General features: G+C 39.5%; 18 protein-coding genes. 10 read left to right on the top strand and 8 right to left on the bottom strand.

Annotation, left to right across the window (positions count from 1 at the left end):
• Nucleotides 1–92 precede the first annotated feature (92 nt).
• Nucleotides 93–341 (top strand): 30S ribosomal protein S20, encoded by a 249-nt coding sequence (gene rpsT / locus LU635_RS11625; protein ID WP_240099385.1) that lies wholly within the window; start codon nt 93–95, stop codon nt 339–341.
• Nucleotides 342–413: 72 nt separating this feature from the next.
• On the opposite strand, the gene LU635_RS11620 is transcribed toward rpsT, so the two are convergent.
• Both LU635_RS11620 and pepE read right to left on the bottom strand, forming a co-directional pair.
• A complete protein-coding gene (locus LU635_RS11620) occupies nt 414–1328 on the bottom strand; it encodes a glutaminase (RefSeq protein WP_240099383.1) in 915 nt (304 codons plus the stop codon).
• A gap of 1 nt (nt 1329) precedes the next feature.
• Nucleotides 1330–2037, bottom strand: coding sequence for a dipeptidase PepE (gene pepE, locus LU635_RS11615; RefSeq protein ID WP_240099381.1), 708 nt, complete (start codon nt 2035–2037; stop codon nt 1330–1332).
• Nucleotides 2038–2217: 180 nt separating this feature from the next.
• Here pepE and LU635_RS11610 point away from each other — a divergent pair, with 180 nt between their 5' ends.
• The 6 genes from LU635_RS11610 (at nt 2218) to LU635_RS11585 (ending at nt 7683) form a co-directional block, all read left to right on the top strand.
• The gene (locus LU635_RS11610; protein ID WP_240099379.1) at nt 2218–2943 is read left to right on the top strand and encodes a hypothetical protein; all 726 of its coding nucleotides are present in this window, start codon (nt 2218–2220) and stop codon (nt 2941–2943) included.
• Between the two features lie 15 nt (nt 2944–2958).
• Entirely contained in the window at nt 2959–3783 is an 825-nt protein-coding gene (locus LU635_RS11605; protein WP_240099377.1) for a carboxypeptidase-like regulatory domain-containing protein, read from the top strand.
• Between the two features lie 96 nt (nt 3784–3879).
• Nucleotides 3880–4380 carry a DUF6702 family protein gene (locus LU635_RS11600; RefSeq protein WP_240099375.1) on the top strand — a complete coding sequence of 167 codons (501 nt, stop codon included), beginning with the start codon at nt 3880–3882 and terminating at the stop codon, nt 4378–4380.
• Between the two features lie 68 nt (nt 4381–4448).
• On the top strand, nt 4449–6752 hold the full coding sequence (locus LU635_RS11595; RefSeq protein WP_240099373.1) for a M1 family metallopeptidase: 2304 nt from the start codon (nt 4449–4451) through the stop codon (nt 6750–6752).
• Nucleotides 6753–6832: 80 nt separating this feature from the next.
• Complete coding sequence (locus tag LU635_RS11590; protein ID WP_240099371.1) at nt 6833–7114, top strand: Sec-independent protein translocase subunit TatA/TatB; 282 nt, start codon at nt 6833–6835, stop codon at nt 7112–7114.
• A gap of 11 nt (nt 7115–7125) precedes the next feature.
• Nucleotides 7126–7683, top strand: coding sequence for a phosphatase PAP2 family protein (locus LU635_RS11585; RefSeq protein WP_240099369.1), 558 nt, complete (start codon nt 7126–7128; stop codon nt 7681–7683).
• Between the two features lie 5 nt (nt 7684–7688).
• Here LU635_RS11585 and LU635_RS11580 read toward each other — a convergent pair whose 3' ends face one another.
• A complete protein-coding gene (locus LU635_RS11580; RefSeq protein ID WP_240099367.1) occupies nt 7689–8330 on the bottom strand; it encodes an O-methyltransferase in 642 nt (213 codons plus the stop codon).
• Between the two features lie 94 nt (nt 8331–8424).
• Between LU635_RS11580 and kynU the strand changes: the two genes are divergently transcribed.
• Complete coding sequence (kynU, locus tag LU635_RS11575; RefSeq protein WP_240099365.1) at nt 8425–9702, top strand: kynureninase; 1278 nt, start codon at nt 8425–8427, stop codon at nt 9700–9702.
• 123 nt (nt 9703–9825) lie between these two features.
• On the opposite strand, the gene fabD is transcribed toward kynU, so the two are convergent.
• The 5 genes from fabD to LU635_RS11550 form a co-directional block, all read right to left on the bottom strand.
• Nucleotides 9826–10710, bottom strand: a complete 885-nt coding sequence (gene fabD / locus LU635_RS11570) for an ACP S-malonyltransferase (protein ID WP_240099363.1) — start codon at nt 10708–10710, stop codon at nt 9826–9828.
• A 92-nt stretch (nt 10711–10802) separates the two neighbouring features.
• Nucleotides 10803–11306, bottom strand: a complete 504-nt coding sequence (locus LU635_RS11565) for a pyridoxamine 5'-phosphate oxidase family protein (protein ID WP_240099361.1) — start codon at nt 11304–11306, stop codon at nt 10803–10805.
• Nucleotides 11307–11402: 96 nt separating this feature from the next.
• A complete protein-coding gene (locus LU635_RS11560) occupies nt 11403–12263 on the bottom strand; it encodes a fructosamine kinase family protein (RefSeq protein WP_240099360.1) in 861 nt (286 codons plus the stop codon).
• Nucleotides 12250–12732, bottom strand: a complete 483-nt coding sequence (locus LU635_RS11555) for a dihydrofolate reductase (RefSeq protein WP_240099358.1) — start codon at nt 12730–12732, stop codon at nt 12250–12252. Before LU635_RS11555 ends, LU635_RS11560 begins: the two co-directional genes overlap by 14 nt.
• 7 nt (nt 12733–12739) lie before the next feature.
• Nucleotides 12740–13198, bottom strand: a complete 459-nt coding sequence (locus LU635_RS11550; RefSeq protein WP_240099356.1) for a 2TM domain-containing protein — start codon at nt 13196–13198, stop codon at nt 12740–12742.
• A 63-nt stretch (nt 13199–13261) separates the two neighbouring features.
• Here LU635_RS11550 and LU635_RS11545 point away from each other — a divergent pair, with 63 nt between their 5' ends.
• Nucleotides 13262–14338 carry an aminotransferase class V-fold PLP-dependent enzyme gene (locus LU635_RS11545; RefSeq protein ID WP_240099354.1) on the top strand — a complete coding sequence of 359 codons (1077 nt, stop codon included), beginning with the start codon at nt 13262–13264 and terminating at the stop codon, nt 14336–14338.
• 201 nt (nt 14339–14539) lie between these two features.
• Nucleotides 14540–14830, top strand: a complete 291-nt coding sequence (locus LU635_RS11540) for an isoamylase early set domain-containing protein (RefSeq protein WP_240099352.1) — start codon at nt 14540–14542, stop codon at nt 14828–14830.
• Nucleotides 14831–14839 lie beyond the last annotated feature (9 nt).

Below are 14839 nucleotides of genomic sequence, written 5' to 3'. Positions count from 1 at the left end.
TCTAGGGGTTAGGACGCCAGGTTTTCATCCTGGTAACAGGGGTTCGATTCCCCTACGGACTACTTTAAAAAACTTTTTAAATAACAATTGTAATGGCAAATCATAAGTCAGCGTTGAAGAGGATTCGTAGCAATGAGACAAAACGTCTAAGAAATCGCTACCAGCACAAAACTACAAGAAACGCGATAAAAAAATTGCGTGAAGCAGATAAGAAAGAAGCTGAGGGAATGTTGCCTTCTGTGATTTCTATGGTTGACAAATTAGCTAAGAATAATATTATTCACGATAATAAAGCTGCTAACCTAAAATCAAATTTGACTAAGCACGTCGCAGCACTTTAATTTTAGCAGTGTTCAATTTATAAAGGAATGCTTTTCGTTTTAACGGAAGGCATTTTTTTGTTTCCATAAGTCTCAGAATACCGAAACTCCCGTAAGGGTGGTAAACCTTTCCAGCGCTTTCATTCCTAATTCAGAGTTGCCTTTTTCATTTAAAATGGGGCTCCATACGGCTACTGAATAATTATTAGGGTGTATTGCTACAATTCCACCTCCAACACCACTTTTTCCCGGCAGTCCAACCTGAAAGCTGAATTCTCCTGCTTCGTCATAGAATCCGCAGGTTTGCATAAGAGCATTAATTCTTTTTACGGTTTTTGGCTTTAAAATCTTTTCTCCTGTCTCCAGCATCCTTCCTTTATTGGCAAATATCATGAATGCTTTTGCAAGGTCTTTGCAGTTCATGGCAAGGGAGCACTGGTGAAAATAGAAGTCTACAATTGGTTCCACATCACATTTGATGTTTCCCAAAGCCTTTATATAATTTACCAGGGCTACATTTCTATATCCTGTGGCCTTTTCAGAGGCGGCAACTCTTTTGTCGTAATGAATGTTCGGGTCGCCGGTGATCTTTCTTACAAAATTGAGCAGTTCCTGTTTTGGATCATGAAGTTGGTCTACAAGAATATCTGAGATCACCAGGGCCCCTGCATTTATAAAGGGGTTTCTGGGAATGCCGTGTTCATATTCCAGCTGGGTAAGACTGTTAAATGGGTCTCCAGATGGTTCAACATCCACGCGGTCCCAGAGATCTTCTCCCATAATCCTCATAGTCATCGCCAGGGTAAATACCTTTGATATACTTTGAATTGAGAAATTCTCATTACTATCCCCAAAGGAGAAATGTTGCTGATCGCCACAGTAAACATGCATCCCGAATTTCTTCCGGTCTATTTTTGCCAGTTCCGGGATGTAGGAGGCAACCTTGCCCTTAACATCCCGGTAACTCATTTCTTCATGAATAGTATTAAGAATTTTCTGGTAATCCATATTAATTCAAATCGCTTAGGTCGGTTTCGGTTTCTACCTCGAAAGGTACTTTATCCTTTTCGAAAATTCTTGCCCGTAGCTTTCCTTTTAACGTAACTTTATTATCATTCAGTTCGAGCCAGCTTCCTTCTCTCAGGCCAATAACCGGCTGGGAATTAAGTCCGTGAAATTCCTTTATCCTGGTCTCCCTGGTTTCTCCCTTGTGTTTTGATTCTGGATCGGGATCCAAATAATGAGGGTTTATGTTAAAAGGAACCAGTCCTAAAGTTTTAAATGATGGGGGGTAAACAATGGGCATATCGTTGGTGGTCTGCATGCTTAACCCGCCAATATTGGTCCCGGCACTTGTGCCCATATAGGGAGTACCATTCTTCACCACTTCTTTTAGGACGTTCATAACTTTATTCCTGTATAACTCCGAAACCAGAAGGAAGGTGTTTCCACCTCCTGTAAAAATTCCTTTCGCGTCTGTAACAGCCTTCGCATGGTTCTCAAACTCGTGTATGCCCTTTACCTTAATTCCGGCCTTTGAAAAAGCTTCAGAAGCTTTTGCGGTATATTCCCCATGGCTTATGCCCCCGGGTCTGGCATAAGGAATAAAAAGAATTTCATCTATTCCTTGGTAAAGCTCCGGGAGATGGGGGATCAAATATTCCAGGTAATCCTGGCCGTGTAGGGTTGAGGTGCTTGCAAGTATAGCGTGGGTCATAATTTTTTAGGTAAATTTATGGAAACACGGGCGTTAAAGAAAGTTTACGGGAGGCTAAAGGCGCGAAATCCTAAATTCTTTCGTTATTAAGACAACAATACCAGCCAGTTTCTCTTGATAAGGACGATTTACATCAGGTCTTTGCCCATCTGTTTCATAATTCTTTTGGCTAAATGTCCTTTGGCAGCACAGGAATCAAAACTCCTGAAAGGGCAGATTATCACGGATAGTCTTCCGGCTTCCAATATTCACGTGGTCAATCTTAGCCTTAAGGAAGGTATCACAAGTGATGAGTCAGGAGGCTTTTATATTCGGGCAGGAATTAATGACAGTATTCTTTTTTCCTCTGTTCAGTTCCAGAACAGAATAATCAGAGTGAAAAAAGAACAGTTTGATGCAGGTCAATTTGAGATTAGACTGTTCCTTGCAAGGAATGAACTTGATGAGGTTAGGATAAGCGATTTGAAATTAAGCGGAGTTCTGGATAAAGATGTTGGCAGGATCGAAATTTTTGATCGTACAAAATTTGGTATTCCTTATACCAAAAATGGTCTCACCCAAACCGAAAGGAAATTGTATACGCCCACTACCTCACCAGGTGGGATACCTTTAGATCTAATATTGAATACGATTAACGGAAGGATAAAAATGCTGAAGAAAGTGAAAGCAAATGATGAATTATCGGCAGCGGTAAGCAGGGCTTTAGAGCGTTTTGGAAAAGGATTTTTTGAAACTGAACTGCAAATTCCTGATAAAGAAGTAGTAAATTTTCTTTATTATTGTGCGCGGGACGAAAGATTTTCCACCTTAAACAAATCTGGAAATGATCTGGAGCTCATCGATCTTTTTAGAGAAAAAGTGAAATCCTTCAGGGAATGGCGGGGTAAATTAAAATATCATCATTAAAGAAATTTCAATAAAGTGAATTCATCAAACAATAAACAAATCAAATTCTATAGTATCTTTCTGGTTATACTTTTCTGGGGCTTTCAGGTTACGGCCCAGGAATCAGCCATTATTAAGGGAAAAATCGAAGCAGAAACTGGAGACCTGGAGAAGATCCATGTGATCAATTTAAATCTGGAAAAGGGGTCTGTAACTGATGTTGATGGAAATTTTCAGATACTGGCAAATATAAGTGACAGCCTTTATATTTCTTCGGTTCAGTTTGAAAATAAGACAGTAGTAGTTACCCCCGAAATGCTTGAATCAGGAAGTCTCGTGATAGTTCTTTCCGATAAAATAAATGAGCTGGCAGAAGTGTTGGTAGATGATATTAAGCTTTCCGGTTATCTTGCTAGCGATATTAATAAGATATCCACTGCCGATGTTGAACGGAAATATCGGTTGCAAAATGATCTGAACGAATTTATTGCCAAAGACAGGGAGCAAAACCCATATGTTAAACCCATTTCGAATGGGGGAATAAGATTGGATAAGGTCGCCGGGGCTGTAATCGATAAATTGTCAGAAGATCGCAAAACGACACCAGTTTATACGCCCAGGGAGATTGCCAATAAGAGTTTACAGATAGTTGGTCATGAATTCTTCAGGGAAGATCTGGAGCTGCAAGAAAATGAGATATGTAATTTTGTTTATTTCTGTACTGAAGATTCTCCCACTTTTAATCGTCTTGTTATAAATAGCAATGCTTTTGTGCTGATTGAATATTTCCAGACCAGAATAGAGGAATTCAGAGACCTGAGAGGAGAAATTCTAAATACATCAAAACAGATTCCGGGATAATTTATTAAACCTTCATGATTTTCACCAGTCTTACCTGTTATCAAACCACAACCTAAATTTGGTTTGATATTTGCTTAAAAAGCATTAAAAATGAACATGAAAAAGACCTTTGCTCTTTTATTTGCTTTTATATTCCTTACATCTTTCACAGCGAAAGATCATGAAACTTATCTTAGTGTTACAGAAATTGAATACGATAGGGAAGAACAGAGTCTTCAGATCATTTCCAGGGTTTTTATAGATGACTTCGAAAATGTTCTCAGCAGACGTTATCAGCAGGAAATAAGCCTTTCGTATGAAAAGGACCTGAAAGCCAATAAGGATATCATTTCCAGATATCTCAATCAGAAATTAAAAATTACAGTTGACGGTGAGGGTCAGAAACTAAAGTTTCTGGGAAGTAAGTTTGATGCAGACCAGATTGTTCTTTTTATAGAATCATCCGGGGTTCGGGACTTTAAAGAGCTTAGGGTGGAAAATCTTATACTCACAGATCTTTTTGATTCTCAAAAGAATATTGTTCATGTGAAAAAAGGAAAAACTATTGAAAGCATGTTACTGATGAAAGGGAATGGTGGTAAAACCGTATCTTTTTAAAGAATGCTTTTTCTTGCAGGGTGAAGAAAATAATTATTTTTAGCAAATCTTAAATTAAAACTACATAAATGAAGAGATTAAACTTGTTATGCTCCGTTTTCTTTATGTTCGTTTTCGCTGGATTATCGGCCCAGGAGACTGAACAACAGGAAACACGGCAGGAAGGACACACAAATCAAAACAAATTCAGGCAGATGTATATGGAGTTTGCCACTCCAAACCAATACCGTACCGCTTCGGGAGCGCCCGGACCGGCTTATTACCAGAATGAAGCCGATTATAAAATGGATATAGTTCTGGATGATAAAAATTCAGTATTAACCGGTGAGGAGACCATAACTTACCATAATAATTCGCCCCAGGACCTTGAATATCTTTGGGTACAGTTAGACCAGAACATTCGTAAAAAGGATTCTCCTTCTCTTCAGAAAGACGGAGACGGAATGGCGCCAGTGGCGACAGTCGCAGGTTTTGCGAATAAATATATGGAAGAACCTTTTGATGGAGGATTCAATATTAAAGAAGTTTCCAAAGATGGTTCTCCTTTAAAATATACTATTAATCAAACCATGATGCGCATAGATATGGCTCAGCCGCTAAAGGCTGGTGAAAGCTATACGTTTGATATAAAATGGTCTTACAATGTCAATAACCATGTAACCAACAGAGCGCGGTCGGGTTATGAGTTCTTTAAAGAAGATGGGAATAAAGCCTATGTGATCGCACAGTTCTTTCCCAGAATGGCGGTTTATAATGATGTGGAAGGCTGGCAGAACATGCAGTTCTGGGGAAGCGGGGAATTCGCTTTGCCTTTTGGCGATTACGAAGTGAATATCACCGTTCCTGCAGATCATGTGATGGAAGCTACCGGTGAACTTCAGAACAGGAAAGACGTTTACACCAAAGAAATGATGAAGCGTTACGAAAAAGCGCAAAAATCTTTTGACGCTCCTGTAGTGATCAGAACCCAGGAAGAGGCTGAAGAGGCTGAAAAGGGGTTTTCCAGTAAAACCAAAACCTGGAAGTATAAGGCTGAAATGGTTCGTGACTTTGCTTTTTCAACATCAAGGAAGTTTATTCTTGATATGATGGCCACCGATGTGATGGGTAAAACCGTAATGGCAGTTTCCTTATATCCAAAAGAAGGAAATCCTCTTTGGGAAGAATGGTCTACAAGAGCCGTTGCAAGTACTTTGAAAAGTTATTCCAATCATACTTTCCAGTATCCTTATCATAAGGCGGTTTCAGTTCACGCTAAGAACCAGGGGATGGAATATCCTATGATCTGCTGGAACTATGGTCGTCCGGATGAAGAAGGTAATTATAGCGACCGTACCAAATATGGGATGATAAGTGTTATTATCCACGAGGTAGGACATAATTTCTTTCCGATGATCGTGAATTCAGACGAAAGACAATGGGGATGGATGGACGAAGGTATCAATACTTTTGTTCAGTATATGGCAGAACAGGAGTTTGGAGAAGAATATCCCCAAGCAATTGCTCCTAACGATAAGTATCCTTCAAGAAGGGGAGAGCCTCATAAGATCGTGCCTTATATGAAAGGCAATCAGGAATTCATTGCACCTATCATGTCAAACCCTGAAGAGGTTTATCAGTTAGGTAATAATGCCTACGGAAAACCGGCTACTGCACTGAATATTCTACGTGAAACTGTAATGGGGCGGGAATTGTTTGATCATGCATTCAAGACCTATTCTCACAGATGGATGTTCAAACACCCTACTCCAGAAGATTTCTTCCGCACTATGGAAGACGCTTCAAGTATAGATCTTGACTGGTTCTGGAGAGGTTGGTTCTATACTACAGATAATGTGGACATAGGTATTAGGGAGGTCAATAAATATTATGTGACTGATACTCCTACCACAAAAGGAAAGGAAATGCTGCAGCGCTATGGAGCTTCTCCCGAGGATGTTGACGCTCTGTATGTGGTGACTGAAGAGGATGAGGAATTCAATGAAGATATGAAGAATAAGTCTTTACTGGAAAGCTCCCAGACACTCCAGGCATACGTAATGGATAATTTCAGTGAAGAGGAAAGAAAGAACCTTAAGGCTCCTAAATATTTCTATCAGGTGGTATTTGAAAAGCCAGGGGGACTTGTGATGCCTTTGATTATTGAAGTTACTTACGCTGATGGTAATTCAGAGAAGATCACCTATCCGGTTCAGATCTGGAGAAAGAATGATTCTGTGGTTAGCAAAGTGATTCCTTCAGATAAGGAGATTACAAAAATAACCGTGGATCCGGATCTTGAAACAGCTGACGTTGATGTGAACAACAATAGCTGGCCAAAGACCGAGGATAAGAATGAATTTGAGCAATTCAAAGAAAGCTCGGAAGACTAGTCCTTAACTAAAAATTAATTAAGCCGACTTTAACGAGTCGGCTTTTTTTATGCTGATATTTGTAATTATATTTGTGTGCTATGTATACGTTACCTTTATTTATTAGTGGAGCCGAAATTGCCTTTATCATGTTTATCCTGGTAATGGTTTTTGGAGCTGATAAAATCCCCGATATTGCCAGAGGATTGGGAAAAGGCATGAAAGCCATTAGAAATGCCTCTAACGATATTAAGAATGAAATCCAAAAAAGTGCAGAGAAACAGGGAATAGATACCGACTTTACAAAGGATGTTCGGGGAGAGATTGACAAGGTTAAAGAAGATATAGAAGAAATCACCGGTTCAGTTAAGCGCAACCCCTAATCTCTAAAGGAATGTGGGAACAAGTTGAGCAATGGGACAGGGAGTTGTTTGTATATCTCAATAATCTGGGAATAGAAAGATATGATTCTTTCTGGATCTTTGTTACTAACCCAACCCATTGGATTCCCCTATATTTCCTTTTCTTCCTTTTTTTCTTTTTGGCCTTTCACTGGAGAAAAGCAAGTTTTTCTGTACTGTTTTTACTTGCAGCCGTTTTTACCACCTGGGGGTTTACAAATCTGGTTAAAGGGATCGCTCTGCGCCTAAGACCTAACAATACCCCGGAACTTCTTGATGTTATAAGGATCCTGCAGGAACCTACCAATTATAGTTTTTTCTCAGGTCATGCCTCTACTTCATTTGCAGCCACCACCTTTGTGGTAATGGTACTTACTCACCGAACCCGGTGGATTTACCTTGCTTATATATGGCCTTTCCTCTTTGTGATGAGCCGTATTTATGTTGGTGTACATTACCCCGGAGATATACTGGTTGGAATGATAGTAGGAATAATTATGGCCATTATATTTTACCAGCTGTATCTGAAATCAGGTAGAAGACTTTACTGATTTATTTATTTGACTCTTGTAAGGGTCAGCCCATCTCTTATGGGTAAAATAACAGTTTCCACTCTTGGATCTTCGCAGATCATTTTATTGTATTTTAATAAAGCCAGTGTGGATTCGTCATCCTCCTTAACCTCTTCAGTTACTTTGCCAGACCATAGAACATTGTCTGATAAGATGATGCCTCCGGGATTCATTTTTTCAATGATCAATTCAAAATATATCGGATAATTGGGTTTGTCGGCATCGATGAATACCAGGTCAAATTTTGAATCTATGCCTGGGATTATTTCCCTGGCATCACCCAGATATTGTTTTATTTGGTTTGAATATTCAGACTTTTCAAAATATTTTTTCTGAAAGTCATAAAGTTCTTCGTTTACGTCAATTGTATGAAGCATTCCACCCTTTGCCAGACCTTCGGCAAGGCACAAGGCTGAATATCCCGTGTAAGTTCCAATTTCCAGGATGCTTTCCGGGATTTTGATCTTGGAAAGCATGCTTAGGACTCTTCCCTGGTAGTGTCCGCTCAGCATTCTGGGCTGCATCACCTTTTGGTACGTCTCACGGTTCAATTTGGCCAGAAGTTCAGGCTCTTTTTGAGAATGCGCTACTATATATTCATCAATTTCTTGCGGTAAAAAATGCATGCGTTCAATTTTTTACAAAATTAATGATTTTATGCAGCGATCATTGATTATGTTGTTTAAAACGAAATCGTATTTTTACCTAAAATTGAAAAATATGCAATTTCAGAACTCCAGGGAATTTGCCAAGGATCTGGACAAAAAGGATAAGCTTGCCAAATATCGAAATGAATTCATCTTTCCCAAAGTGAATGGGAAGGAGGTGATTTATTTCGTTGGAAATTCATTGGGACTTCAGCCTAAAAAGGCTCAGGATTATGTGAATGCAGTAATGAAAGACTGGGCTGAACTTGGGGTGGAAGGCCATTTTTATGCTGAAAAACCCTGGTGGGATTATCATGAACGTTTTTCTGAAAAACTGGCAAAGATAGTAGGAGCGGAATCTTCAGAAGTTACCGTGATGAATACCCTTACAGTGAACCTGCATCTGCTGATGGTTTCCTTTTACAGGCCTACTGAAAAAAGGTATAAAATTATTTGCGAAGAGAAAGCCTTTCCAAGCGATCAGTACATGATTGCCAGTCAGGTGCGTTTCCACGGTTTTGATCCTTCCGATGCTATTGTGGAGATCAAAAAAAGAGAAGGTGAGCATAACTTTAGAACTGAGGATATTCTTGAAAAGATCCATGAGGTTGGCGAGGAGTGTGCTCTGGTACTTATTGGGGGTGTGAATTATTATACGGGGCAGGTCTTCGATATGGAAAGGATTACAAGGGCAGGCCATGATGTTGGTGCTTTTGTAGGATGGGATCTGGCCCATGCCGCTGGAAATATTGAATTGAAGTTAAGTGAATGGGATGTGGATTTCGCTGCCTGGTGTAGCTATAAGTATATGAATTCAGGCCCGGGAAATGCTTCGGGATGTTATATCAATAAGAAGTATCATAATAAAAAAGATATTCCCCGGTTTGAGGGATGGTGGGGGCATAAAAAGGAAAGACGTTTCCTGATGGAACCTGAATTCCAACCTGAACCTTCTGCGAATGCCTGGCAGATAAGCAATGCCCCGGTTTTGGCCCTGGCTCCTTATCTGGCCTCCCTGGAAATGTTCGATGAGGTTGGAATGCCTGCTTTGATCGAGAAAAGAGATAAGATAGTAGCCTATCTTGAATTTATCTTGCATGAGATCGATAAGGAGGTAGAAAGTAATTTTGAGATTATTACTCCGCAAAGACAGGAAGAGAGAGCCACACAGCTATCAGTTTTCCTTCACGGAGAGGGGAGGGAACTATTTAAATACCTGATGGATAATGGGGTGATTACCGACTGGCGTGAACCTAACGTAATCAGACTGGCGCCGGCACCATTTTATTGTTCTTTTGAGGATATGTATGAATTTGGACAAATTCTAAAAAGAGGAATTTTGAAGAAATAAACATTCTTCCGGTATAGAAACTCAAACAATTCCAATAGCTATCAGATCATCTGGAATAAAATTATAAAGTTAAAAAGCCCGATCATTAGACCGGGCTTTTTTAATTTTGAGGTTTGTCTTTTCTTATTCTAATTCAGCTGAAGAAGTTTCCATTCCTCTGTCTATTTTCTTTACAAGTCCCTGTAGCACCTTTCCGGGGCCAACTTCAATGAATTCGGTTGCACCATCTTTGATCATATTCTGCACAGACTGTGTCCACTTAACAGGTGCTGTAAGCTGAAAAACCAGGTTTTTCTTGATCTCTTCCGGATCGTTCACCGCGAATGTGCTTACATTCTGATAAACCGGGCAGATAGGGTCACTGAAGTTTGTATTCTCGATAGCAGCAGCTAGATCTTTTCTGGCTGGTTCCATCAGGGGAGAGTGAAAGGCTCCTCCAACCGGAAGAATCATTGCTCTTCTTGCTCCCCTTTCTTTCAGGTTCTCGCAGGCTCTTTCAACTGCATCATAATCGCCGGAGATAACAAGCTGTCCCGGACAGTTGTAATTCGCTGCCACGACGATTCCTTCAGTCTCTGCACAAACCGATTCTACCATTTCATCTTCAAGTCCAAGTACTGCGGCCATGGTGGAAGGCTTGATTTCACAGGCTTTCTGCATTGCCTGGGCTCGTTGGGATACGAGTTTTAAACCATCCTCAAAACTAAGAACTCTGTTAGCAACAAGTGCCGAAAATTCACCCAGCGAATGCCCTGCAACCATATCTGGTTTAAAATTATCACCAAGAACTTTACTTAAAATCACTGAATGCAGAAATACAGCCGGTTGGGTGACCTTGGTTTCTTTAAGGTCTTCAGCAGATCCCTGGAACATTATATCTGTGATGGAAAATCCGAGAATATCGTTCGCCTGGTGAAAAAGTTCCTTTGCTTCCGGAGACTTTTCATACAGATCCAATCCCATTCCCGAAAACTGGGCTCCCTGGCCCGGAAATACATATGCTTTCATAAGATGTGGTTTAGTGTCGCAAAAATAGGTATAAATAAAAAGACCTCATAACAAATGCGGCGCTACGAGGTCTTTTCCGACAAATACAGCCTTTAAAGATTTAATTTTCCTTTTTCTCCTATGTCTTTATCATCACTTCCCATAGCGGCCATACCAATCTTGAAAAGTGTAACATATTTATTCGATTTGGTATCCCAGTAATATGCTTCCTTTGGGTTTACCTTGATACCCGATAATTTAGGATCGTCCTTTCCTTCTTCAAACCACGCATCATCTATCTTGGAATACAGTTCTTCTAGCACCTCCCGGTTGGTTTCTATGAATGCTTCGCCATAGATGCTTACATATTCCATATCTGAATTATCGCTATAAAGCAACTGCACATCCTTATCTTTTTCGATATTCTTATTGTGCTCGCTGTCGCTTCGGCTCAAAAACCATATGGCTCCATGATCATCCACCTGTTTGGTGGTCATGGGAACCGCGCTTAAAGGTTTAGAGAGCATATCTGTCACGAGAATTCCCGTTTTGATATCCTCGACCAAAGATTTGATCTTTTCTCTTGCTTCCTTGTCATATAAATTTTTCGTACTCATAATCAATTTTATTTGTTATTAATATACTTTAGGAAGACTGGCTTTTGCGCTAAGGAACTCCTAAAAAAAGAAGTAGCGGTGTTAAGAATTGTAAAATCAGCTGAAGCTTTTAATAATCGAAGTGACCTGGGATCTGTAACCTGCGCCAAAAATGTTGAGGTGAACCAGTAAATAATATAGTTGCCATAGCGGAATCCTTTTTTTCCAGCCGGGTTCAAGAGGAAAAGTTTCGTTGTAAATCTGGAATAGTTGATCATCAAAACCTCCAAATAATTTCATCATTCCAAGGTCCATTTCCCGGGGAGCGAATGCAACTGCAGGATCGATGAGACAGGGGAGACCATCTGAATTCACCAGGTAATTCCCGTTCCAGAGATCACCGTGAATAAGTGAAGGTCTTTCTGATGGGATAAGTTGTTCACAGGTCTTATAAAAATTGTCTGAGACATTCAGTTGAAAGCCTTTTTCTTCAGCCATTTTTATCTGTGGATGAAGCCGCATGCTGATGTAGAATTCCGCTGCCCTGGCTTTTTTGTCATTATACTGCGGAAGACTTCCAATAAAATTATCCTTCTCCAGCCCGAAATTATCTGAAGTGGTTTTATGTAAAGCAGCCATTTGTTCTCCAAAGCTCTTCCAGAAACTGGAAATTTTCCGGCCTTCACTTTTATATTCAAGGATCAGATAGGCTCTTTCACCGGCCTTGCCTACTGCTACCGCCTTGGGAACGTCAATTATCTTAGGTTCTGCCAGTTTTTCAAGCCCAGATTTTTCAGCTTCAAACATTCCAGGGAAACGATAAGCACTGTTAATTTTAACAACAAATTTCTCTGATTGGCCTTCTAAAAGGTATACCTCATTAATATCCCCCCCACTTAAGGGAGAGGAACTTTTATAATTTATTCCGTTTTCTTCTGCTATTTGTCTTAAGAACTCTTCCCTTCTATTTCCGTTCATAGGTTAGATAAGTAAAGGCATATTTATGTCTTTCGTCTTTTTCATGGTACTGTTCTTTTACGAGTTCCCATTTGCTTTTATCAACTTCAGGAAAGAAGGTGTCTGCATCAAATTCACCATGAACGCGGGTCAGTTCAATTTTATCGGCTGTATTCATAGCCATTTTGTAGATTTCCCCTCCGCCAATAATAAAAGCTTGTTCATCCAGTTTCGAAACCCTTATGGCTTCTTCAAGAGAGTGAACTACGATTGTACCTTGCGGCTTATAATCTTTTTTTCGCGTGATGATGACATGTGTGCGGTCAGGAAGTAATTTCGGAAAAGATTCGAAGGTCTTTCTTCCCATTATGATATGATGACCGGATGTAAGCCTTTTAAATCTTTTAAAATCGTCAGGAAGATGCCAGACCAGGTCGTTATCCTTTCCCAAAGCATTGTTCTCTGCCGCTGCAGCGATTATTGTGAGCATTTAATATTTAACTATTTATAGGTGTGTCCGGATCGTCCGGCTTAATTCTTTTTGAAGGATCTATTGGTTTTTGAGGTTCTTTTTTTATGGGTGCCGGATCCTCTCTCTCAACCTTTTCCTGTAAACTTGCGATTTTCTCTTTCTGTTTCTTCACCAGCCGGTCTACCTGCTTTGCTTCCCAGTCCTTTCCCATAAAACTGTTAACTATAAAAACATTGAAAAAATGTACCAGCAAAATAAGTGCCCAGAGGAGTACTGCCCATACGAACCAGTTGTAACCCAGGGGTTGAAAATCTTCTTTGTAGCCTATTACTACATTGAGTATGATTAGAAAAACGGCTCCAATAAGGAAGATCACAAAATGCTGGAAAAGCCTCTTTTTTTCTTTGGTCCTTTTCCTTGCATTCTCGTATAGTTCGCGTTGTTCGTAATCTATTTTAGAAGTGTTTTTCTTTTTAGAAAACATAATAACAATTACATTAGTGTATATATCAAATTTACATTTTATAAAAAGAACTCCCTAAAGCTTATGGATAATTTAAGAAAAGGCTTTCCTGTCCTTGAACAGTATACCTATTTGAATACGGCTGCTTCGGGTCTTCTACCTGAAAAAGTTTGGGAGTTTCGTCAGGAACACGACCTGGATTTCCTGATCAAGGCAAGTCTTTTAAAGGAGAAGATGGGAGAGGTTCTTACCGGAGTACGGGAGAGTGTTGGAGATTTCTTTAATTGTGCTCCTAACCGTGTGGGGCTGGTTCCCAATTTCTCATATGGCTTCAATTCTGTACTGGAGAGTATAGATAAACCGTCAAGATTCCTTTTATTAAAGAACGATTATCCTTCGATCAACTGGGCGGTGGAATCCCGTGACTTTGAGATAGTATATGCCGAAATTGATGAGAATCTTGAAGACAATATCCTTAGGCAGGTGGAGAAAGGAAAACCAGATTTCTTTGCCTTCAGCATAGTTCAGTATATAAATGGAGTAAAGTTAAGCATCGATTTTTTAAAGGAACTGAAAGAAAAGTTTCCTGATCTCATTCTCATTGCAGATGGGACCCAGTATTTTGGTACGGAAGATTTTCATTTTGATAGTTCTAAAATAGATATTGCCATAAGCAGCTGTTATAAATGGATGAATGCTGGTTATGGAAATGCTTTTATGCTATTCAATGAATCTATCCAGGGAAAGATTTTTCCCAAACATCTGGGGTTTGGTTCCCTGCAGGGGAAGTATAAGGCTCACGAAGGAAATTTTATTGGAAAATTCGAACCCGGGCATTACGATACACTTAACTTTGGAAGTCTGAAGGTGGCAATAGATCTTATAAAAGAAAAAGGAATGGATGCCATCGAGAACAAAATCATTCACCTGAAAAATATTGCAAGGGAAAGATTCCTGTCTGCAGGGCTGCTTGAAGAATGGACCGCTAATCGAAATGATTTCGCCCCTATTTTTAATATTAAGGGCGATGATAAATTATTTAATAGGTTGAGGGAAAAGGATATTATTACTTCACAAAGAGGAAATGGAATCAGGGTAAGCATGCATTATTTTAACTCCGAAGGAGATCTGGATCATCTTTTTAAGGTATTAAAAGCTTGATTATCAGTTTTAAAATCAGGTTGTTTATTGCTGAAATCTGAAAATTTAAGCCCTGATAACGTTTGCGTATTTTAAAGTCTTCCAATAATTGGCTTATTTGTTTCGATATTCGAAAAAATGAGCATAACTATCTGATTTTTATTGTTTTATAAACTAAGATTATTTTAATTTGGAACTTAGAATTTCTAAAAAAAATATGCCATGTCAATTACAAAACAATATCTTAAATCCAAGCCTGAGTGTAAAATCACTTTTTGCGTTCCAGCAAAATATGCAGAAAAAGTTGAAGTAGCCGGAGATTTTAACGGATGGAGCTCGTCTGCACTAAAGAAATATAAGAATGGGAATTTTAAGGCCCAGTTCAATCTTCCTGTAGATAAAGAATATCAGTTCAAATATATAGTAGACGGTGAGTGGGTAAATGACTCAGAAGCTGATAAATATCAGTGGAATGATTATGCTGCCTCAGAAAATTCTGTCTTAGTGGTTTAGTTAAGGGGG

Source organism: Christiangramia crocea (genome assembly GCF_022410465.1).
Lineage (GTDB): Bacteria > Bacteroidota > Bacteroidia > Flavobacteriales > Flavobacteriaceae > Christiangramia > Christiangramia crocea.
This window is presented reverse-complemented; position numbering and strand designations above follow the sequence as displayed.